The sequence below is a fragment of the Agrobacterium sp. GW821-FHT02D03 genome (assembly GCF_059421725.1).
Genome location: NZ_JBWKVN010000002.1, coordinates 569,261 through 589,962, shown reverse-complemented (window position 1 = coordinate 589,962; position 20,702 = coordinate 569,261). Strand labels below are relative to the sequence as shown.

Sequence of the window (20,702 nt, the reverse complement as noted above, 5' to 3'; positions counted from 1 at the left end):
TTCAATTTGGCCTGAAGAACAAAAAGCCATCCGCGCGCGTCGGATGGCTTTCGTATTCCTGCCTGCGTAACGCTTAGAGCGTGCCGTTGCGCTGCTGGATCATCATGTAGGTGTCATAGGTGTATTCGGCGATCTGCGCCCAGAGATAGGCATCCTTCTTGAAGGCCTGCTGGCTCTCGTAGATGGTCTTGAAGTCCGGGTTCACCGAGGAAATGCCTGCATAGGTCTCGACCGCTGCCTTGTGGCAGACATCGAGGATTTCCTGGCTGAACGGGCGAAGGATCGCGCCTTGAGCCACGAGTTCCTTGAGCGCCTTCGGGTTCTGCGCGTCGTAGCGCTCCAGCATGTAGGCGTTACCCGCAGCGCAGGCGTCTTTCAGGATGCGCTTGTAGTTTTCCGGCAGGCCGTTGTACTTCTCCAGATTGATGAAGGCGTGAACCGCGGGGCCACCTTCCCACCAGGCGGGATAGTAGTAATATTTGGCGACCTTGTAGAAGCCGAGCTTCTGGTCGTCATAGGGGCCGACAAATTCGGTGGCGTCGATCGTGCCCTTTTCAAGGGCGGCATAGACATCGCCGCCGGCGATCTGCTGCGGCGTGACGCCAACCTTCTGCATGACCTGGCCGGCAAGTCCGGCGATACGCATCTTCAGACCCTTCAGGTCATCGATGGTGTTGATTTCCTTGCGGAACCAGCCGCCCATCTGTGCGCCGGTGTTGCCGAGCAGGATGGAATAGATGTTGTGCTTGGCAAAGAACGCGTTCAGCAGATCGTTGCCGCCGGCCTGATTGAACCAGGCATTGGTCTGGCGAGCATTGAGGCCGAAGGGAATGGCGGTGCCGAGCGCGAAAGTCGGGTCTTTGCCGACATAATAATAGGAGCAGGTATGGGCCATCTCGACCGTTCCGGCGCTGACTGCATCTGCAGCCTGGAGCGCCGGGACAATTTCACCCCCGGCAAAATGTTGGATGACGAAGTTGCCGCCCGAGGCTTCTTTCACATGATCGGCAACCAGCTGCCCCGCGCCAAAGAGAATATCCAGCCCCTTGGTGAAAGAGGATGTCATGCGCCATGTGATCTGCGGGTTTTCCTGCGCAATAGCGGGTGCTGCGAGGGCTGCTGCTGTAACGCCTGCGCCGGCGGCGCCCGCGTTTCTAATAAACGATCTGCGATCCATCACTGATTGCCTTGACTGAAGCTTCGGCGAACCGCTTGGTACGCCTCCCGCCGATGTAATAACCACGTCCGATTGCAGCCTTCAAGACAATAGTGGTGATATTTCGGCCAGCCTTGGGTAACCCCAAGTTGAGATCTGCAAATTCGTCAGGTGCCGCGTGCCGGATCGTCGAAAGCGGGGTTGTAGAAGAGCGAGAGTGTCAGACTTCTGGCGATGCGGTCGGCGGTCTGCATGAACCATGCATGCGCTTGCCCCGTTGGCGCGATCTCATCCAGCGTCTGCGAAAACAATGTCAGCCATTGGGGAAAAAGATCGGCGCTCATGCCGCCGACCCCCATATGCGCCTGGACCGGCTTTCCGCCATAGGCCCCGGTCTTGAATGCGACGGAAGACCAGAAGCTCTTCATCTTTTCCATGTGCTCCGGCCAGCGGCCTGAAAGCCGGTTGTCGAAGACAGGTCCGAGCGTGTCATGCGCACGGACACGCTCGTAAAAGGTCTCGACCAGTCTGGAAATAAATGCCGCATCGACACCCATGCGGGCCATATCCCTTTCGGCGCGTTCCTGCATTGCCGCGCTGTGCACAGCTCTTGCTGCCATGTCTTCACTCATCAGTTATCGGGTCTGCCTTGGATGGGGTGGAACGCATTGTGGCATGGGTTGTTAACCATGCCACCGGTGGCCTCACCGTCATTTACTTATTGCAAAGGGAAATGACCGAGTTTGGGCTCGCTGGAATGAATACCAGGAGCAATGGAAGATGGCCAGAATTCTCATTACCGAAGACGAAGACGCTCTGCGTACGTTTGTCGCCCGGGCACTTCGCCTGGATGGACACGAAACCCATGAGGCCGCCGATGGCGAGCAGGGGTTCGAAAAACTGAGCGAACAGGATTTCGATCTTCTCTTGTCCGATATCCGCATGCCGGTGATGGACGGGATCGAACTGGCGCATCGTGCCTCGACGCAATATCCCAACCTCAAAATCCTGCTGATGACGGGATATGCCGAACAGCGTGAGCGTGCGGACGATCTCGTTACCAAGATCATCGACGTCGTTCCCAAGCCCTTCGCACTGCCGGATATCCGGCTTGCCGTGGCCCGCGCTCTCGCGGCCTGACCCGACAGCGGACACACTGCGCGATGGGTTTGCGAACCTGTCGCTTCTGCGGCTTTCGCCGTCTGCCTGAAGCAGGCCGCAGTATTTTGCACGCGCAACTGCCGCATGCTCTTTAAAGGCATGAAAACACCCACCATATTCTGGCTAAGCAAGCCGCGGCGATCAAATGCGCCAAGGCTTCGCGGCACTTGCAAATCCAAGATGTGAGATGCCGAAAAGGGGTCTGCCGCTTACGGGGGCTCCAATCCCAACGTTCCGATCTGTGCCGAAAGCGGGCAGGCCGGCAAAGGAGGCTATGAACATGAACATTGAAAAATACTCAGAGCGGGTCCGCGGGTTTCTTCAATCTGCCCAGACCTATGCGCTGGCGCAAAACCACCAGCAGTTTGCAGCCGAGCATGTGCTCAAGGCGCTTCTCGATGACGACCAGGGTATGGCGTCCTCGCTGATCGAGCGCGCAGGTGGCGATGCAAAGGAAGCGCGGCTTGCCAATGATGCGGCGCTCGCCAAACTGCCCAAGGTTTCGGGCGGCAATGGCGGCCTCTCGCTGACAGCGCCGCTTGCGAAGGTCTTTGCGACCGCTGAAGACGTGTCGAAAAAGGCAGGCGACAGCTTCGTGACCGTAGAGCGTTTGCTTCAGGCGCTTGCGATCGAGACCTCCGCATCCACCTCCTCCTCGCTCAAAAAGGCAGGGGTGACGGCACAGGCGCTCAATCAGGCGATCAATGATATCCGCAAGGGCCGCACCGCGGATAGCGCCAATGCCGAACAGGGCTTTGATGCGCTGAAGAAATTCGCCCGTGATCTGACGGAGGAAGCGCGCGAAGGCAAGCTCGATCCGGTGATCGGTCGCGATGACGAAATTCGCCGCACGATCCAGGTTCTGTCGCGCCGCACCAAGAACAACCCCGTGCTGATCGGTGAACCGGGCGTCGGTAAGACGGCCATCGCCGAAGGCCTGGCGTTGCGCATCATCAATGGCGACGTGCCGGAAAGCTTGAAAGACAAGAAGCTGATGGCGCTCGACATGGGCGCGCTGATTGCCGGTGCGAAGTATCGCGGTGAGTTCGAGGAACGTCTGAAGGCTGTGCTGAACGAGGTTCAGGCAGAAGCAGGTGGAATCATCCTCTTCATCGATGAGATGCACACGCTGGTTGGAGCCGGCAAGGCGGATGGCGCGATGGATGCGTCCAACCTCCTGAAGCCTGCTCTTGCCCGTGGCGAGCTTCACTGCGTCGGTGCAACCACGCTCGATGAATATCGCAAGCATGTGGAAAAAGATCCGGCACTTGCCCGTCGCTTCCAGCCGGTTCTGGTTGACGAGCCAACGGTCGAGGACACGATTTCGATCCTGCGTGGCCTGAAAGAGAAATACGAGCAGCATCACAAGGTCCGTATCTCGGATTCGGCCCTGGTTGCGGCTGCGACGCTTTCGAACCGCTACATCACCGATCGCTTCCTGCCGGACAAGGCCATCGACCTGATGGACGAAGCCGCATCGCGTCTTCGCATGCAGGTGGACTCCAAGCCGGAAGAGCTGGACGAACTGGATCGTCGCATCATCCAGCTCAAGATCGAGCGCGAAGCCTTGAAGCAGGAGACGGATGCGTCTTCGGCCGACCGGCTGAAGAAGCTTGAGGATGAACTGACCGATACGGAAGAAAAGGCGGATGCCCTGACGGCCCGTTGGCAGGCGGAAAAGCAGAAGCTCGGACATGCTGCGGACCTGAAGAAGCAGCTCGACGAAGCACGTAACGAATTGGCGATTGCCCAGCGCAACGGTCAGTTCCAGCGCGCCGGTGAGTTGACCTATGGCATCATTCCAGGCCTGGAAAAGGAACTGGCGACGGCGGAAGAGCGCGACAGCAACGGTGCCGCCTCCATGGTGCAGGAAGTGGTGACGGCGGACAATATTGCCCATGTCGTCTCCCGCTGGACGGGCATTCCCGTCGACAGGATGCTGGAAGGTCAGCGCGAGAAGCTGCTGCGCATGGAAGACGAACTCGGCAAGTCCGTGGTCGGCCAGGGCGAAGCGGTTCAGGCCGTGTCGAAGGCGGTGCGCCGCGCGCGTGCGGGTCTTCAGGACCCGAATCGTCCGATCGGCTCCTTTATCTTCCTCGGCCCGACGGGCGTGGGTAAGACGGAGCTGACCAAGGCCTTGGCGCGCTTCCTCTTCGACGACGAAACCGCGATGGTTCGCCTCGACATGTCGGAATATATGGAGAAGCACTCCGTTGCCCGGCTGATCGGTGCGCCTCCCGGCTATGTCGGCTATGAAGAAGGCGGGGCTCTGACGGAAGCGGTTCGCCGCCGTCCGTACCAGGTCGTGCTGTTCGATGAGATCGAAAAGGCGCATCCGGACGTCTTCAACATCCTGTTGCAGGTGCTGGATGACGGCCGTCTGACCGATGGCCAGGGCCGCACCGTCGATTTCAAGAACACCATCATCATCATGACCTCGAACCTCGGTTCGGAGTTCCTGACGCAGATGGGCGACAGCGACACGGTGGAGTCGGTCCGCGAAATGGTGATGGAGCGCGTGCGCGGTCACTTCCGCCCCGAATTCCTCAACCGTATCGACGACATCATCCTCTTCCATCGCCTGCATCGCGATGAGATGGGTGCGATTGTCGATATCCAGCTTCGCCGCCTGGTTTCGCTGCTCAGCGATCGCAAGGTGACGCTCGATCTGGATGAGGATGCCCGGATCTGGCTGGCCAACAAGGGTTACGACCCTGCCTATGGTGCACGCCCGCTAAAGCGTGTCATCCAGAAGTCCGTTCAGGACAGGCTGGCCGAGATGATCCTGGGCGGCGAGGTTCCGGATGGTTCTACCGTCAAGGTGACCTCCGGTACCGACAGGCTGCTGTTCAAGGTCAAGCAGCCATCTGCGCATGATGGCGTGGCAGACGCCGCGTGATGTGGTTAAGGGCTCCTTCGGGAGCCCTTTTTCGTTGTTGCGGTTTTATCGAGAAGAGACAGACTTACTCTGCGTCACCAGTGACGACGCCAACGAAGGGCAATTCGCGGAAGGCATAGGCCACATCCATGCCGTAGCCGACGACGAAGTAGTCCGGGCATTCGAAGCCGACGAAATCAGCCTCCAGATCTTCCTTGCGCTTGACCTTCTTGTCCAAAAGCACGGCGATGGAGACGTTGCGGGCGCCACGCTCGAAAAGCAATTCCTTGGCAAAACGCAGCGTGCGACCGGATTCGAGAATATCGTCGATCAGAAGAACGTCGCGGTCCTTCACGTCGCTGTCGATATCCTTGACGATCTTGACGCCTTGCGAAACGGTGCCGGTGCCGTAGCTGGAAAGCGTGATGAATTCGACTTCCGGGGCAAGGCCGCTATCGTGCAGCGCGCGGATGAGGTCGGCAGCGAAAATGAAGGAGCCCTTCAACACCGCAATGACCAGCAGGTCCTTTGTCGGGCCCTGGGCGATGTGCTTTGCCATATCGCGGTTGCGCTCGGCGATCTGGTCGGCGGTGTAAAGCGGCTCGATGTTTTTTCCACGAACGACGGGCATTGTGTCTCCTGCATTGCTTCGCAGCCAGACAGAAGCTGCCGGCGGATGAAATGAAGGGGCTGCGGTAGCACAGTCAGCGAGCGGAAGCATCCGTTTCGATAAAGGAAAGCTTGATTTCCGGCGTTTTTCCACCGGGATGGCGCAGTTTTGCCGAGAAGCCATGGCTCTGGCCGGGTCCGATCTCGGTGATGGGCGGCTCGATCAGCATGCTGGCCACCTTCTCTCCCTTGGCAGCGAAGAGGTCGGCGCGGATGGAAGGAACCTCCTGAATGTTGTCGGTTCTGTTATCGACAATGCCGTTGATGACCAGGACTTCCATCCCGCCAGCATCCTGCGGGGTAATGCTGATATGCGAGATGGCAAGCGGTTCAGGCGGGGCCTCGACGGCCGGTCTTTCCGTTGGAAGCACGGAAAATCCACCGGACATGAAGAACATGCCGACGGCTGCAGCTGCAACGACAGCCGAATAGCCGTCGACCGAAAGCGAGGAAAGCTTGCGATCGATCCATGCGATCATCGCCTGAAATGTCTCGAGCGCACCGACGGTCCTGCGCTTGCCTTGTTGATAAGCCGCGCGTCGATTGTCGTTTCCGTAGTCACGAAAGACCGTTTCCTTTACGGTCACGAAGTCGGCGTCGATCGTTTCCTGTCGCGTCACGGCTCTTGTCTTTGGCCGGGCAGCAGGCGCATCTGGCATCAAAAGGTCGTAATCATGTGCCGATTGTTTGCGAAATGGACGGAACATAGCCATGAAGTTCCCTTGGTCAGTTTTTCAGCCCGAGTTCACCCCGGGCATTGAAAGGAATCTTGACCAGTCGTAAATTTAATTGGTTAACGCTTCGCAAAGATCGACTGCGTCGAGCCGCGTTTCCCGCAGTTTGCGGGCAAAAAGCGGCAGGGCGGAGATTTGAAGACGCTCAAGCGGATCGGAAAAGAAAGAGACTGGAAAAGCGTTGATCCATTTCGAAAATGTCGGGCTGCGTTACGGCATGGGCCCGGAAATTCTCAGGGACATGACCTTCGATATTCCCAAGGGTTCCTTTCAGTTCCTGACCGGGCCGTCCGGTGCGGGCAAGACGACGCTTCTGCGCCTGCTGCTCATGTCGCTGCAGCCGACCCGCGGTCATATCCGCATGTTCAACCGCGATATTTCGCGCATCCCGAGAAGCGAGCTTCCGATGCTGCGTCGGCGCGTCGGCATCGTCTTTCAGGATTTTCGCCTCCTTGATCATCTGACGACCTATGAGAATGTCGCATTGCCTTTGCGTGTCCGCGGCAAGGAAGAAAGCGCCTATCGCAACGATGTCATCGAGCTTTTGAAGTGGGTCGGTCTGGGAGAGCGCGTCAACGTTCTTCCCGCCATTCTTTCGGGCGGGGAAAAGCAGCGCGCCGCGATCGCGCGCGCGCTGATGGACCAGCCGGAGATCCTGTTGGCCGATGAGCCGACCGGAAACGTCGATCCGCCCATGGCCAAGCGGCTGCTCAATCTCTTTCTGGAACTCAACCGGCTGGGCACCGCCGTCGTCATCGCCACGCACGATTTTGGCTTGATGGATCAGGTCGATGCGCGCCGGATGATCCTGACCGAAGGGCGGCTCGACATCTATGAATGAGATGAACCGCAAGACGCTGAAACCGAGAGCGCCGCAGCAAGGCGCACCGCAGATGCGCATCCGCCCGATGGCGCCGATCCTGCCGCCATCCAACATTCAGGGCAACGCGCTGATCGTGGTCATCGCCATCATGGCCTTTCTCGCCTGTCTGACGCTCGGTGCCGTCAGCATGGTACGCGCCACCGCCGCCAGCTGGCAGAGCCAGATTTCGCGGGAGATCACCATTCAGATCAAGCCCGAAGACGGGCTCGATATGAATGCGGCGCTCAACAAGGCCCGCAATCTGGCGCTGGGTTTCGTCGGCACGCGCGAAGGCACGATCATGGACGACGCCGCGACGAGCCGCCTCCTGGAGCCCTGGCTGGGCTCGGGGCTTGATCTGTCCGAACTGCCGGTACCGCGCCTCGTGATCATCACCATTGATGAAAACAACCCGCCGGATTTCGAAGCCATGCGGGCAATGCTGAAGACCGAAATCCCGCAGGCCTTTCTGGATGATCACCGCACCTGGGTAGATCGCCTGGTCTCCATGGCCCATACCACGGTGATGATCGGCGTCGGCGTGCTGGTGCTGGTCTTTACCGCCATGGTGCTGACGGTGATCTTTGCCACGCGCGGCGCACTCTCCGGCAACCGGCACATTGTCGAGGTGCTGCATTTCGTCGGCGCCGAAAGCGGCTTTGTCGCGCGCGAATTCCAGAAGCACTTTCTGAAGATCAGCCTCAAGGGGTCGGGTGCCGGCAGTGCTGTCGCGGCTTTCGTCTTCCTTGCGGCAGGCTTCTGGCAGTCGCGATCGCTTGCAACGCCGCAAAGCGATCAGGCGACCGCCTTGTTCGGCTCATTCTCGGTCGGCATCGACGGTTATCTCGGTATCCTTATGACAATGATCATCATCTCGCTGCTGACGACGATTACAGCGCGCATGACGGTCATCCGCACGATCGATGAGATCGACCGCATCCGTTCCGACCCGTCGAAGAGCGATGGCTTATAGGGGCGTTGATGGTCGAGGGCCGGGCACAACCGCCTGTTCCTTGCCATAGTCCCTGCTTATGGTAACTCATGGCAATGAGTCGCATAGACCGGCATGATCATATGGCTGATTCGCCGCGGAACCGAATGTTCTCGCGACGCGGGCCGTTGCGCCGCTTCATCCGTATCGCCATCCTCGTTTTCGTCGTCACTGCCGGTGCCGTTTTCGGCGGATTTTTGTGGTTTGCCGATTCCGTTGCGACCATGCGACCGCCGGAAGGCGCAAGAGCCGATGCCATCATTGTCCTGACCGGCGGTTACCAGCGGATCGACCAGGCGGTCGGGTTGTTGCGTGATAAGGTCGGAAAGCGGCTACTCATTTCAGGCGTCAACCCATCGACGACGCGCGCGCAAATCAGGAGGATGACGCAGAGTTCTCCCGATCTCTTCGCCTGCTGCGTCGACATGGGCTACAAGGCGATCGACACGATTGGCAATGCCAATGAGGCTGCAGGGTGGATACGCGACAAGGGCTACACCTCGATCGTCGTCGTTACCAACAATTACCATATGCATCGAAGCCTGCATGAGCTTAGAAGCGCAAGCCCCAATACCGAATTCATCGCCTATCCGGTCATCAATTCCGATTTGAGCCGCACCAACTGGTTCGCCAATCCCAACGTGTTGCGCACCATGATCTCCGAATACGCAAAATTCGTCGTCGCCGCGCTTCGCGACCTGACGGGTATCGGCAAGGGTAATGGCCTGAGAGACTGAACGGTCGATCCGAAAAATGTTGTGCCGTCTCGGTCGCGACCTTCTCGCTGGATAGCTCTTGCTGCATGGCCCCGGTTTCGTGTAGGCGTTGGCCATCTGCGCTGGCGTGAAGAGGCACCCGTCTTCGGCTCAAGCGCCCGGAGACGCCAGACACATGCTCAGACTACGTTCGGTTCTGTTCAATACCTTCTTCTATCTCAATCTCATCCTGCGCATGATCGTGCTGACGCCGATCTACTTCATCGTGCCGCGCAAGCTTGCCTATGAGATTCCGAAGAACTGGGCACGTTCCAACCACTGGCTGATGAAGACGATCGTCGGAACGACTTTCGAGGTCGAGGGTCTGGAAAATATTCCGCAAACCGGCTGCATCTTCGCGCCCAAGCACCAGTCCTTCTGGGACACCTACGCGCTGCTGCCGGACCTGAAAGACCCGGTCTACATCCTGAAGCGTGAACTGATGTGGATACCGCTTTTTGGCTGGTACGTCGCCAAGCAGCGCATGATCCCGGTCAATCGTGCTGCGCGCGGCAAGGCGATGCTGAAGGTCATGGACCGCGCCAAGGAGGAGATGGCGAAGGGTCGCGAGTTGATCATCTATCCGGAAGGCACGCGCCGTCCCCCGGGGGCGGATCCGGAATATCGTTACGGCATTGCGCGTCTTTACCGCGATCTGAAAGTGCCGGTGGTCCCCGTTGCCATGCATCCCGGCCTTTTCTGGCCACGCCGGTCCACCATGCGCTATCCGGGGCACTTCAAGGTGCGCATTCTGCCGCCGATCCAGCCCGGTCTCGATCCGGATACCTTCTTCAAGACGTTGATCGAGGTGACGGAAAAGGCGAGCGACGAACTGCTCATCGAGACGGCGCGCAACAATCCCGACCTGCCCATGCCGCCGACCGCGCAGAAGCGGCTGGCCGAGCTAGGCTTCTCAAGAGTCTGATTGATTCAGCTTGAATTCCAGCATCAGGTTCCGCTGCAGGAACGAGTGGTTGTCGTCCGAGACAAGGATGAGATGGGTGGACCCATCCGGCTGAGGCACGACGTCAATGCCTTCCATATTGTCGATCTGATAGGACGGGCCGGCCTCGATCAGCGTCTCGCCATCGACGACAGCGCCTGGACGAATATCCTGGCCCTCAATACGGCGGATGCGCATGCCCGCGCCTTCGCTGAAATTGAAGCGGCGCTCCAGCAACAGTAGGTCGCCATTGGGCAGGAAAGCGCCGTCCGTCGCGGCGAAATCACCGTGTTTCTTGACGGCAAACAGCCCCTTGAGCGGCCCATCCAGTATGGCGGCGTAAAGATTGCCGTTTCTATCAACGCTGTCTTCCGCCACCGCAACCAGTGCGCCTTTGAGCGGCGAGTTCTCCGGCGAGGCAACAAGTGTCTCCAGTCCGGCATTGCGTTTCAGGGCGTTGTTGGGAATGAGATGGGGAAGCCTGCCGCGTGGCTTGGCACCGGCGAGATTCTTATCGGGATAAATGCCGATGCGGTGGAACTGTTCATAGCTGACATAAAGACGATCGCCGCGTACTGCCAAGCCCTCGGCGTCCATGTCCACCTTTCTGCGCGCGGCAGTTCCATTCTCGTTCAGCATCGGATCGATATGCAACATCGACACGCCGGAAAGAGCCCCGGTCTTGCTATCGCGCTCAATCTGGCCGGTCATCCAGTGGCCGGTATCGAGAACCGCAACGAAGCTGCGTCCGTCCGCTCGAAAGCGCACACTCGAAATTGCCCCGAAATCGGTGTCGGACGAGCGCATGGACAGTCCCCCGATAAATTCCAGCTTGCCGAAGTGCCTCTCACTCGATCCGGTCAGAAAATCCCGGATTGGTGAAGAGGTCACAGCAACTTCAGGAGAGGAGGCGCCGATTGCGGCCGGGCTGAGAATGGCAAGAACAAAAGCCAGCGTAGCGACGGGGCTTGCGAACGATCGGCGGGGGAAAACGCCCCCGCTGCGACGTGTCTTATCCCGCACGGCGCATCCTGCGGGACGGCTTGCCGGAGCTTGTGCTGGTATCCTCGAAGAGAGCGGCAAGTTGCTCGGTCATGGCGCCCGCCAGTTCGTCCGCGTCCACAATGGTCACAGCACGGCGATAGTAGCGCGTCACGTCGTGGCCGATGCCAATCGCCAAAAGTTCGACAGGCGAACGCGTCTCGATCTGCTCGATGACGGCACGCAGATGCCGTTCGAGATAGTTGCCCGGATTGACCGACAGCGTCGAGTCGTCCACCGGTGCGCCGTCGGAGATCATCATCATGATCTTGCGCTGCTCCGGCCGATTGATCAGGCGGTTATGCGCCCACATCAGTGCTTCGCCGTCGATGTTTTCCTTAAGCAGGCCCTCGCGCATCATCAGGCCGAGATTGCGCCGCGCGCGGCGCCATGGCGCGTCCGCGCTCTTGTAGATGATGTGGCGCAGATCGTTCAGACGGCCGGGCGACGGCGGCTTGCCGCTGGCAAGCCATTGCTCGCGTGATTGTCCACCCTTCCACGCCTTGGTGGTGAAGCCGAGGATTTCCACCTTCACGCCGGAGCGTTCCAGCGTGCGGGCCAGAATATCGGCGCATGTGGCGGCAACCGTGATCGGTCGACCGCGCATGGAGCCCGAATTGTCGATGACCAGCGAAACGACCGTGTCGCGGAATTTCGTATCGCGTTCCTTCTTGAAGGAAAGCGGCTGCATTGGATCGATGATGAGTCGCACGAGACGTGCCGGATCGAGGTAGCCCTCTTCCAGATCGAAATCCCAGGAGCGGTTCTGCTGCGCCATCAGACGGCGCTGCAGACGGTTTGCCAAGCGTCCAACGGCGCCTTGAAGATGCGCCAACTGCTTGTCGAGGAAGGCGCGCAGGCGATCGAGCTCCGCTTCGTCGCAGAGTTCCTCAGCATGAATTTCCTCGTCGAATTCCTGGGTGAAGATGCGGTAGTCGACCTTCTCGTTGAAATCGTCGAAGGGGCTGTTCGGGCGGCGGGTTTCGCCGGGCGTTTCGGAATCCTCATCGAGATCGTCGGACATTTCGTCCTCCGACATCTCGGCGCCATCCATCTCGCCATCTTCCATCTGCTCCTGAGAGGCTTCGCTCTCCTCCGCAGGGGCGGCATCGGAGCCCGCGTCTTCCTCGACCTGTTCTTCCTGCTGCTCGTTGCTGCGCGGCTGGTCTTCGTCGGATTCGGCTTCCTGCGATTCCGGCTCGTCATTCTCGTCGCCGAAATCTTCCGCCATCTGCATGGAGGTCAGCATTTTGCGAACGAGCTTGGAAAACGCCTTCTGGTCTTCGATGACGGAGGAGAGATCCTTGAGATCACCAGACGCCTTGTCTTCGATGAACGGGCGCCAGACGTCGAGAATCTTGCCCGCACTTTCCGGCGGCTTTTCCCCGGTCAGCTTCTCGCGGACCAGCAGCGCGACAGCCTCAGCAATGGGTGCATCTTCCTGGGTGTTGATCGCGCCAAAGTTCGCCTTGGCGTATTTCTCCGTGTTCATCGCACGAATGTTGTTCGCCATGCCCGGCATGCGAAGCGCGCCGATGGATTCGACACGCGCCTGTTCGACAGCATCGAAGATTTGCCGTGCATCGGCACCTTGCGGCGACATCGTGGCATGAACATCGCTATCGTGGCAGGCAAGGCGAAGCGCCATGGAATCGCCAAGTCCACGGGTGATCGCCACTTCCTGTGCCGTCGGCTTCTTGGAGATTTCCGGTAGCCGCATGCGCTCGCCGGCAAGGCCCGGACGCTCATTGGCGAAAACCACTTCGACTTCCGAACTACCCGCGACAGACCGCACGCAGCCGGTGATCGCCTGACGCAGCGGTTCGGTATCGATCACCGTGCCGGATTTGGGTCTCACATTGTCGCCGCGCGCTGCCATGGTCTTTCCTGTCGATTCTGAACGCTCCGCGCAGACTTTGAAAGTTACGCGGGAGCGTCTTCGTCTTCACGCTTTAATCTGCGCATTTCCGCACGCAAAACCGATGCCACTTTTGCTGGAAATGCTCTAGTGATCTCCCGGCTTTCGCCGGAAGTATCAGGCGCTGAGAACGATGTTTGCCGCGCTTTCCTTCAGCTCGACGCCGAAAGCGCGCTGGTACTGCTCTGCCACCAGCGTCCGCTCCAGCTCATCGCACTTGTTAAGGAAGGTAACGCGGAAGGCAAAGGCGAGGTCGCCAAAGATTTCTGCGTTCTCTGCCCAGGTGATGACGGTACGCGGGCTCATCACGGTTGAGAGGTCGCCATTGATGAAGGCTGAGCGGGTAAGATCGGCAACGCGAACCATCTTCGATGCGATTTCGCGACCCTTCTCGGTGTCGAGGCTCTTCACCTTGGCAACGATGATGTTCACTTCCTGCTCATGCGGCAGATAGTTCAGCGTCGTAACGACCGACCAGCGGTCCATCTGCGCCTGATTGATCTGCTGCGTGCCGTGGTAAAGACCGGTCGTATCGCCAAGGCCAACGGTGTTGGCGGTTGCGAAAATGCGGAAGGCCGGGTGAGGGCGGATCACGCGGCTCTGGTCGAGCAGCGTCAGGCGACCGGACGATTCCAGAACGCGCTGGATAACGAACATGACGTCCGGGCGGCCCGCATCATACTCGTCGAAGACGAGTGCGACATTGTGCTGGTAAGCCCAGGGCAGGATGCCGTCCTTGAACTCGGTGACCTGCTTGCCATCCTTCAGAACGATGGCGTCCTTGCCGACGAGGTCGATACGAGAGACATGGCTGTCGAGGTTGACGCGCACGCACGGCCAGTTGAGGCGTGCTGCGACCTGTTCGATATGGGTGGACTTACCGGTGCCATGGAAGCCGGACACCATGACACGTCGGTTGTGAGCAAAGCCTGCAAGGATCGCCAGTGTCGTATCGCGGTCGAAAAGATAATCCGGATCCAGATCAGGCACATAGGCGTCGCCCTGGCTGTAAGCCGGAACACGCAGATCCGTATCGATACCGAAGACCTCACGGACAGAAACAGTCGTATCCGGCAGGTTGGTAATATCAAGGTCAATTTTGCTCATCACGTCTCCAAGGCGGGTAGCAACCACCCGGCCACATCTTCATAAGGCAATTACCAAAGGGGCTTAGCAGAAACCCGATTGCTTTAACAATTGGTAGGCTTGAATGACAGCCCGAAAACGCTCTTCCGAACCGCGATCGCCACCATTAGCATCAGGATGGTGCTTTTTGACAAGCTCCTTATAGCGTCGTTTAATGTCTTCCTGCTTGGCGCCAGCCTCCAGACCGAGCGTGTCGAAGGCTTTCGCTTCCAGTGTTTTCAGTTTGCGGTCCGGCTGGATGCGCTGGCCGCCCGCCCTTCCGTCGCCAAAACCATTGGTGAAGCCAAAAGGATCCCGGATGCGCGCATTTGCAGCACCCGAACGCAAGGTCGAATGAAGCGGGCTGTCGCGCGCTGTCTTGTTCACCCCCACCGTCCATGTGGGTCGGTGGCCGGTGATCGCTTCCTTCTGGTAGCGGGCAATCTCGCTGTCGGAGAGGCCCGAAAAATAATTGTAGCCCTTGTTGTATTCCTTCACATGCTCGAAACAGAACATGAAGAACTGCCCCTCGGCATTGCGGCCGACGGGTGCGCGGTGATTACCAGGCTTGTCGCATCCATCCCACTGACACACGGGGGCTTGAGCCTCCGGCGGTTGGTCTCTCTTGCGACGCGTGCGGATGCGGTCGAAGTATTTCGAATCCAGTTTCATGATATCCCAATTATGGTGCGCAAAAGGGTGCACAACAAGAATTGACAAAGCGGAATGTTGCAGGCTTTTAGGTAGCCCCTTTAGGCCTGTTTGGTAACCGATCGGCTCTCCGTCGCCGAATTGCCAGACAGGCTCTAACCAACGTGATCATCAGGAGATGGATGCCATGTCCCTGCGCCAACGCATGGAAAACAAGCTTCGGGAAGCATTTTTGCCGGATCGCCTGAATGTCATTGATGAAAGCCACATGCATGCCGGACACCAGCCGGATATGACCGGCACAGGCGAGACGCATATGCGTGTTCAGATAGTGTCTGAGCAGTTCTCAGGCAAGTCTCGCGTGGACCGCCACCGTGCCATTAATGGGCTGCTGAAGCCCGAACTGGATGCCGGCCTGCATGCGCTGGCCATCGAAGCAGCGGCGCCGGGCGAACCGACGCGGTTTTGATTGTCTACAGCGACCGTAAGCCGTTGCAGCTTTAGCCCGGATGCTTTTCCGACAGGAAGCTCTGCACCTCCGATGCCGCAACATCATCCGCCACGAAAGACTGGCCGATGCCGTGGGTCAGGATGAAGGTCAGCTTGCCGCCCTTGACCTTCTTGTCCTGGGCGATCGCCGCCATCAACGTTTCGACCGGCGGAAGTGTGCCGGGGATATCCTTCATCGAAGTGGGCAGGCCCACCGCTTTCAGATGCGCTTCGACGCGGGTTGCATCATCCGGGCTTGCAAGGTTCATGCGGGCGGAGAACTGGTGCGCCAGTACCATGCCAATGGCAACGCCTTCTCCGTGAACCAGCCGTTCGCTGTTGTATTCGGTTGCCGCTTCCAGAGCGTGGCCGAAGGTATGGCCGAGGTTCAGCAGCGCGCGGACACCGTTTTCCTTCTCATCCGCGACAACGACGTCCGACTTCGCCTGGCAACTCGTGGCGATCGCCTCGATGCGAGCCGGGCCTCCTCTCTCGATTTCCACCCAGTTCTTCTCAAGCCAGGAGAAGAAATCCGGCTTGTCGATCAGGCCGTATTTAACCACTTCGGCATAGCCTGCACGAAACTCGCGCGGGCTCAGCGTATCGAGAACGGCGGTGTCGGCCAGCACCAGATCCGGCTGATGGAAAACGCCGACGAGGTTTTTGCCGTGGCGGCTGTTGATGCCGGTCTTGCCGCCGACGGAAGAATCCACCTGCGCCAGAAGCGATGTTGGAATTTGCACGAAGCGTACACCACGGCGAACGATGCCGGCTGCGAAGCCCGCCAAATCACCGATGACGCCGCCGCCGAGCGCGATGACCGCATCGTTCCGCTCAATCCGCGCAGCAAGGATGGCATCGCAGACGGTGACGAGGTGATCGAAGCTCTTGGTCTTTTCGCCTGCCGGTAGCGTCAGCGATACGGCCTCGATGCCGTCGGTCTGCAGACCATCCATCAGGGTTTCGAGATAAAGCGGCGCGACATGCTCATCAGTGATGATGGCGGCGCGCTTGCCTTTCAGCCGTGAGGAAATTTCTCCACCGGCGCGGCCGATCAGGCCAGGTCCGATGAGGATATCATAGGCACGTTCACCCAGCGGAACATGAACAAGGCGCTCGTCGGTCTGGATGGCAGAGGGCATGGCATCAGGCTTTCTTGGTGAGGCTGGCGATGGCTTCTAGAACTTCCGTGGCGATGATGTCCTTGCGAACATCGCGGGATTCGATGGTGATGTCGGCTTCGCAATAGATGGGGTAACGCTTTTCCATCAGTGCCGCCAGCGTTGCCTTGGGGTTCTCGGTCTTCAGCAAGGGGCGATGATCCCGTTTGTTGACGCGTTCCCACAGCACTTCAAGATCGGCTTTCAGCCAGAGCGAAACGCCGCCACGCTTGATGTGTCTACGGGTATTCTCATTGATGAAGGCCCCACCACCGGTGGAGACGACCTTGGGTCCACCACGCAAAAGCCGCTTAATCACGCGCGTTTCCAGTGCCCGAAATTCGTCTTCGCCATAGCTAGCGAAGAGCTCCGAGATCGTCATGCGCGAGACGCGCTCGATCTCGTCATCCGTATCGACGAAGGGGATCCTCAACTGCTGCGCGACCGACCTGCCGATTGCGGATTTTCCCGCACCCATGAGCCCAACAAAAACGATGTTGCGCCTGCCTAGGGCGGCACGCGCTTTTTCTCCCAGGCTCTGGGGAAGAGATAAGTTGGTTTCGCTCATGAATGATGGCCCATTTGGCTTCGGTATCTTCAAATGTTTACCAAGCGTCAAGCCAAATCGCGCCTTATAAGCATGTCGCGCGGAAGTGTGCAGCGGTTTTGCGATGACGACATGCGATGAAACAAGAACCTAAAGCCTAAAGCGCGAATCCGAAAGATCGCGGCGCGCTTTAGGCCATAGAAATAGCCTGGCCGGATGACACCGATTGTTATGCGGGAAGGCCAGCCACGCCATGCCCTTGCCAAGATGTTCTCACAGGCAAGGCGACCAAGTGCTGCGGAGTGATCATGCCCACCCTTTTCCGTTTTATCTTCATCCTCGCGGCCATCGCCGGCATCATCTATGGGAGCATGGTATCGCTTGTTTCGCTGGTCAAACCGCGCGAGCGGGAAGTCACGGTGCGTATTCCGTCCGAGCGCCTCAACCCGCCGACACCTTGAGGAGCAGGCAAGCCATGTCTCGCCAGGATCATGCACGGCTGGAAGGCTTTCTGGAAATGATGAGCGCCGAGCGCGGTGCGGCGATGAACACGCTTGCCTCCTATGAGCGCGATCTCACCGACCTGATGGCGTTTCTCTCATCCCGTCAGGCGTCATTGACCGAGGCAACCACAGCCGACCTTTCGGCCTATCTCGCTCATCTCTCTACCCAAGGCTTTGCCGCGTCCTCGCAGGCACGGCGCCTTTCTGCGCTCCGGCAGTTTTACAAGTTTCTCTATTCGGAGGGTGTTCGCACCGACGATCCGACCGGAATACTGGACGCGCCACGCAAAGGTCGATCTCTTCCGAAAACCATGAGCGTTGCCAGCGTCACAGCACTTCTCGCCAGAGCCGCAGAAGAAGCGAGCCTGGAAGGGCCGGGGCAACTTGGGCGCATCCGCATGCATCTTCTGCTGGAACTGCTCTATGCAACGGGCATGCGCGTTAGCGAACTCGTCTCCTTGCCCGCCAAGGTCCTGCGTCACGAAGGCCGTTTCCTGATGATCCGCGGCAAGGGCAATAAGGATCGCGTCGTCTTGCTGTCACGAACGGCGATAGAGGCGATGGAGAGATATGATGAAGCCCGCAAGGCGCTTGCGCCGAAGGGCAAGTCAGACGAAGAAAGCCCCTGGCTCTTTCCCTCCGCCGGCAAGGAGGGGCATCTGCCCCGTCAGGTGTTTGCCCGCGACTTGAAGGATATCGCCATCCGCGCCGGGCTCACCCCGTCGGCTGTCTCGCCGCATGTGCTGAGGCACGCCTTTGCCAGCCATCTTCTGCAGAACGGCGCGGATCTGCGCGCAGTGCAGGAACTGCTCGGCCATTCGGACATTTCAACGACACAAATATACACACATGTGTTGGAAGAACGCCTCCAAGAGTTGGTACAAACGCACCACCCTCTTGCCAAACAGGGCAAAAACCTTGATTAGAGCGACCGGAACCGCCGGGAGAGCCCGGTCAAACCTTGCGCAAAACGATCGGAAACGGATCTCATGCTCAGCTATCTCGACTTCGAAAAACCCATTTCGGACCTGGAAGGCAAGATTCTTGAACTGAAGAAACTGGCCGCAGAAGACGAGAGCATAGATACGTCCGAGGAAATTTCGCGTCTGGAATCGCGCGTCAACGACGCGATGCAGGACATCTATTCCAAGCTGAATGCCTGGCAGAAGACGCAGGTTGCCCGCCACCCGCAGCGCCCGCACTTCATCGACTATGCGAGCGCGCTCTTCACCGACTTCACGCCGCTGGCGGGTGACCGCAAATTTGCCGAAGATGCCGCAATACAGGCAGGCCTTGGCCGTTTCAACGGCCAGCCAGTCGCCATCATCGGCCAGGAAAAGGGCAACGACACGAAGTCACGGCTCAAGCACAATTTTGGTAGCCCGCGTCCGGAAGGGTACCGCAAGGCGATCCGCGTTCTGGAACTGGCCGACCGCTTCTCTCTACCCGTCGTGACGCTCATCGATACCGCCGGCGCCTACCCGGGTGTCGGTGCCGAAGAACGCGGCCAGGCGGAAGCCATCGCCCGTTCGACGGAAATGTGCCTCAACGTCAAGGTACCGATCGTGTCCGTCGTCATCGGCGAAGGCGGCTCCGGCGGCGCCATCGCGATCGCCACCGGCAACCGTGTCTACATGCTCGAACACGCAATCTACTCGGTGATCTCTCCCGAGGGCGCAGCCTCCATCCTCTGGCGCGATTCGACCCGCGCCAAGGAAGCCGCGACCAACATGAAGATCACTTCGGACGACCTGAAAGCGCTCGGCGTCATCGACGGTATCATCCCGGAGCCCATCGGCGGCGCCCACCGCGACCCCTCAGGCGTGATCGCCGCAACCGGCAGAACGATTGAGACTGCGTTGAAAGAACTGACGGCTCAAACCGGCAGCCAACTCCGCGCCGAACGTCGTCAGAAGTTCCTGGATATCGGCCGCAGCCTGTAATTCGCTAGCTCAAGTTAGGCCGCATGGCCTCCCGATGGGAGGCATGACGACCGCTGCTAGGTGCGTCCGGGCCGTAGATCGAGGGGCTCGTGGCAGAATTGTAAGATTTCAGTTCTTGGAACGTATGGAGGACGGTAGGAAACGCGTAGTAAATTACAGTCTCTTACGGGCTGAACACCAACGCGGTAAGCCGTCCTATTGATGCGCTGAGCCCCGGGTGTAGGAACAGTTTGTTCTTTATAATACGAGTCTGAAATCATATCGGCCGCTTGCGCAGTGGTGGTAACAAAAACGAAAAGTGCTCCACACACTGCGAAGCTGATAGTAAATGTTGCTTTAGCTTTAAACATAATTGTCTCCCCATAATCAGTAGATGAACGCGTTCGTTGGAGAAAAGTTGCAGCTAGTGTAAATTTCGGCGCTTCTTTCTATCGAAGCCGCGATGAAGATACTTGAGATCCTTCTATTTCACGGATGCAGTATCGTAAATTCGTCGCCTTTTGGCTGTTTTATAGGCATTAATTTGAAGTTGAGGCAATCAGATGGTACGCGGGGATGTCGCGTTACAGCGACCAACACAATTTCTCAGAATTTGTATTTCGATTTAACGCAACGACTGCTAGCGAATATAAGTCTGAAGTCCGAAATTTGATTGCGCCGATCATTAGTTGCCAGAAAATTCGAATCGCGTTCCTCTTTCTTCAACAGTACATAATGCGGAACTTCATTGGAGGCATCTCGTTCAAGCAGCCGCCAAAATTAGTGACACGATGCTTGCCCATTGCCGTCCAAGTAACAACGTTTGTGGGTGTCACCGTTCACACTTCCGTTGGGGACAATAACAACCGGAGGCGGGCCAACGTGCCTGCGGCTGGCATTAGGCTTAACAGAAGGGCCGTTGTTTGGAGGAACTTGAAAATTCTGGTTTCCATAAGTTCCGATGTAACCACCGGTTCCATCGGGCTGGACCTCCAAATTACGAACCTGTTGGGCATAAGCGCACGGGGCTATCGTTAACAAAGTCAGAATGATGAGAAGCGTCTGCATAGGAAACTCCTTTTACGAGCTTGCTAAAAGCAGAACTCCTAGAACGTCGCGTCTATTATCGCAGCATCTCTGTAGAACCGCAAATGTTTGACCGGGCACGAAGGTTGAGGGCGGATGTTCCGCGAGGCA

At 58.4% G+C, this 20,702-nt stretch carries 20 protein-coding genes; 10 read left to right on the top strand and 10 right to left on the bottom strand.

The annotated features are described in order from the left end of the window. Nucleotides 1-73: 73 nt before the first annotated feature. Together AC07U5_RS16150 and AC07U5_RS16145 are read right to left on the bottom strand one after the other, a co-directional pair. Nucleotides 74-1,177, bottom strand: a complete 1,104-nt coding sequence (locus AC07U5_RS16150; RefSeq protein ID WP_062427614.1) for a TRAP transporter substrate-binding protein — start codon at nt 1,175-1,177, stop codon at nt 74-76. A gap of 146 nt (nt 1,178-1,323) precedes the next feature. Next, nucleotides 1,324-1,788 carry a group III truncated hemoglobin gene (locus AC07U5_RS16145; RefSeq protein ID WP_494723623.1) on the bottom strand — a complete coding sequence of 155 codons (465 nt, stop codon included), beginning with the start codon at nt 1,786-1,788 and terminating at the stop codon, nt 1,324-1,326. A 148-nt stretch (nt 1,789-1,936) separates the two neighbouring features. Here AC07U5_RS16145 and AC07U5_RS16140 point away from each other — a divergent pair, with 148 nt between their 5' ends. Beyond that, nucleotides 1,937-2,296, top strand: coding sequence for a response regulator (locus AC07U5_RS16140; protein ID WP_062427616.1), 360 nt, complete (start codon nt 1,937-1,939; stop codon nt 2,294-2,296). Between the two features lie 301 nt (nt 2,297-2,597). After that, nucleotides 2,598-5,216 carry an ATP-dependent chaperone ClpB gene (gene clpB / locus AC07U5_RS16135; protein WP_448746259.1) on the top strand — a complete coding sequence of 873 codons (2,619 nt, stop codon included), beginning with the start codon at nt 2,598-2,600 and terminating at the stop codon, nt 5,214-5,216. Between the two features lie 64 nt (nt 5,217-5,280). Here the strand turns inward: clpB and hpt are convergent, their stop codons facing one another. After that, the gene (gene hpt, locus AC07U5_RS16130; RefSeq protein ID WP_062427617.1) at nt 5,281-5,826 is read right to left on the bottom strand and encodes a hypoxanthine phosphoribosyltransferase; all 546 of its coding nucleotides are present in this window, start codon (nt 5,824-5,826) and stop codon (nt 5,281-5,283) included. A 73-nt stretch (nt 5,827-5,899) separates the two neighbouring features. Then, complete coding sequence (locus tag AC07U5_RS16125; RefSeq protein WP_494724263.1) at nt 5,900-6,571, bottom strand: FxLYD domain-containing protein; 672 nt, start codon at nt 6,569-6,571, stop codon at nt 5,900-5,902. Between the two features lie 208 nt (nt 6,572-6,779). Here AC07U5_RS16125 and ftsE point away from each other — a divergent pair, with 208 nt between their 5' ends. From ftsE to AC07U5_RS16105, 4 genes are all read left to right on the top strand, one after another. Continuing rightward, nucleotides 6,780-7,439 carry a cell division ATP-binding protein FtsE gene (gene ftsE, locus AC07U5_RS16120; RefSeq protein WP_062427619.1) on the top strand — a complete coding sequence of 220 codons (660 nt, stop codon included), beginning with the start codon at nt 6,780-6,782 and terminating at the stop codon, nt 7,437-7,439. Beyond that, on the top strand, nt 7,432-8,433 hold the full coding sequence (locus AC07U5_RS16115) for a cell division protein FtsX (RefSeq protein WP_062427620.1): 1,002 nt from the start codon (nt 7,432-7,434) through the stop codon (nt 8,431-8,433). The genes ftsE and AC07U5_RS16115 overlap by 8 nt, the downstream gene beginning before the upstream one ends. A 68-nt stretch (nt 8,434-8,501) precedes the next feature. Continuing rightward, nucleotides 8,502-9,188 carry a YdcF family protein gene (locus AC07U5_RS16110; protein WP_494723622.1) on the top strand — a complete coding sequence of 229 codons (687 nt, stop codon included), beginning with the start codon at nt 8,502-8,504 and terminating at the stop codon, nt 9,186-9,188. A 154-nt stretch (nt 9,189-9,342) separates the two neighbouring features. Then, entirely contained in the window at nt 9,343-10,131 is a 789-nt protein-coding gene (locus AC07U5_RS16105) for a lysophospholipid acyltransferase family protein (RefSeq protein WP_113225166.1), read from the top strand. On the opposite strand, the gene AC07U5_RS16100 is transcribed toward AC07U5_RS16105, so the two are convergent. The 4 genes from AC07U5_RS16100 to AC07U5_RS16085 form a co-directional block, all read right to left on the bottom strand. Continuing rightward, on the bottom strand, nt 10,120-11,103 hold the full coding sequence (locus AC07U5_RS16100; protein WP_494724262.1) for an esterase-like activity of phytase family protein: 984 nt from the start codon (nt 11,101-11,103) through the stop codon (nt 10,120-10,122). The genes AC07U5_RS16105 and AC07U5_RS16100 overlap by 12 nt on opposite strands. Before the next feature lie 58 nt (nt 11,104-11,161). Further along, on the bottom strand, nt 11,162-13,069 hold the full coding sequence (cobT, locus tag AC07U5_RS16095; RefSeq protein WP_062427623.1) for a cobaltochelatase subunit CobT: 1,908 nt from the start codon (nt 13,067-13,069) through the stop codon (nt 11,162-11,164). Nucleotides 13,070-13,225: 156 nt separating this feature from the next. Continuing rightward, nucleotides 13,226-14,215 carry a cobaltochelatase subunit CobS gene (gene cobS / locus AC07U5_RS16090; RefSeq protein WP_494723621.1) on the bottom strand — a complete coding sequence of 330 codons (990 nt, stop codon included), beginning with the start codon at nt 14,213-14,215 and terminating at the stop codon, nt 13,226-13,228. A 63-nt stretch (nt 14,216-14,278) separates the two neighbouring features. Next, nucleotides 14,279-14,905, bottom strand: coding sequence for a J domain-containing protein (locus AC07U5_RS16085; protein ID WP_062427625.1), 627 nt, complete (start codon nt 14,903-14,905; stop codon nt 14,279-14,281). Between the two features lie 166 nt (nt 14,906-15,071). Here AC07U5_RS16085 and AC07U5_RS16080 point away from each other — a divergent pair, with 166 nt between their 5' ends. Beyond that, the gene (locus AC07U5_RS16080; RefSeq protein ID WP_113180105.1) at nt 15,072-15,353 is read left to right on the top strand and encodes a BolA family protein; all 282 of its coding nucleotides are present in this window, start codon (nt 15,072-15,074) and stop codon (nt 15,351-15,353) included. A 31-nt stretch (nt 15,354-15,384) separates the two neighbouring features. Here the strand turns inward: AC07U5_RS16080 and aroB are convergent, their stop codons facing one another. Both aroB and AC07U5_RS16070 read right to left on the bottom strand, forming a co-directional pair. Continuing rightward, the gene (gene aroB, locus AC07U5_RS16075; protein ID WP_494723620.1) at nt 15,385-16,515 is read right to left on the bottom strand and encodes a 3-dehydroquinate synthase; all 1,131 of its coding nucleotides are present in this window, start codon (nt 16,513-16,515) and stop codon (nt 15,385-15,387) included. A 4-nt stretch (nt 16,516-16,519) separates the two neighbouring features. After that, a complete protein-coding gene (locus AC07U5_RS16070) occupies nt 16,520-17,101 on the bottom strand; it encodes a shikimate kinase (RefSeq protein WP_113261501.1) in 582 nt (193 codons plus the stop codon). A 287-nt stretch (nt 17,102-17,388) separates the two neighbouring features. On the opposite strand from AC07U5_RS16070, the gene AC07U5_RS16065 reads away from it, so the two are divergent. The 3 genes from AC07U5_RS16065 (at nt 17,389) to AC07U5_RS16055 (ending at nt 19,526) form a co-directional block, all read left to right on the top strand. Continuing rightward, complete coding sequence (locus AC07U5_RS16065) at nt 17,389-17,541, top strand: hypothetical protein (RefSeq protein ID WP_111847411.1); 153 nt, start codon at nt 17,389-17,391, stop codon at nt 17,539-17,541. Between the two features lie 14 nt (nt 17,542-17,555). Continuing rightward, complete coding sequence (gene xerD / locus AC07U5_RS16060; RefSeq protein ID WP_494723619.1) at nt 17,556-18,509, top strand: site-specific tyrosine recombinase XerD; 954 nt, start codon at nt 17,556-17,558, stop codon at nt 18,507-18,509. A gap of 63 nt (nt 18,510-18,572) precedes the next feature. Next, nucleotides 18,573-19,526: an acetyl-CoA carboxylase carboxyltransferase subunit alpha gene (locus AC07U5_RS16055; RefSeq protein WP_112360675.1), complete on the top strand. Its 954-nt coding sequence runs from the start codon at nt 18,573-18,575 to the stop codon at nt 19,524-19,526. Nucleotides 19,527-20,702: the final 1,176 nt, after the last annotated feature.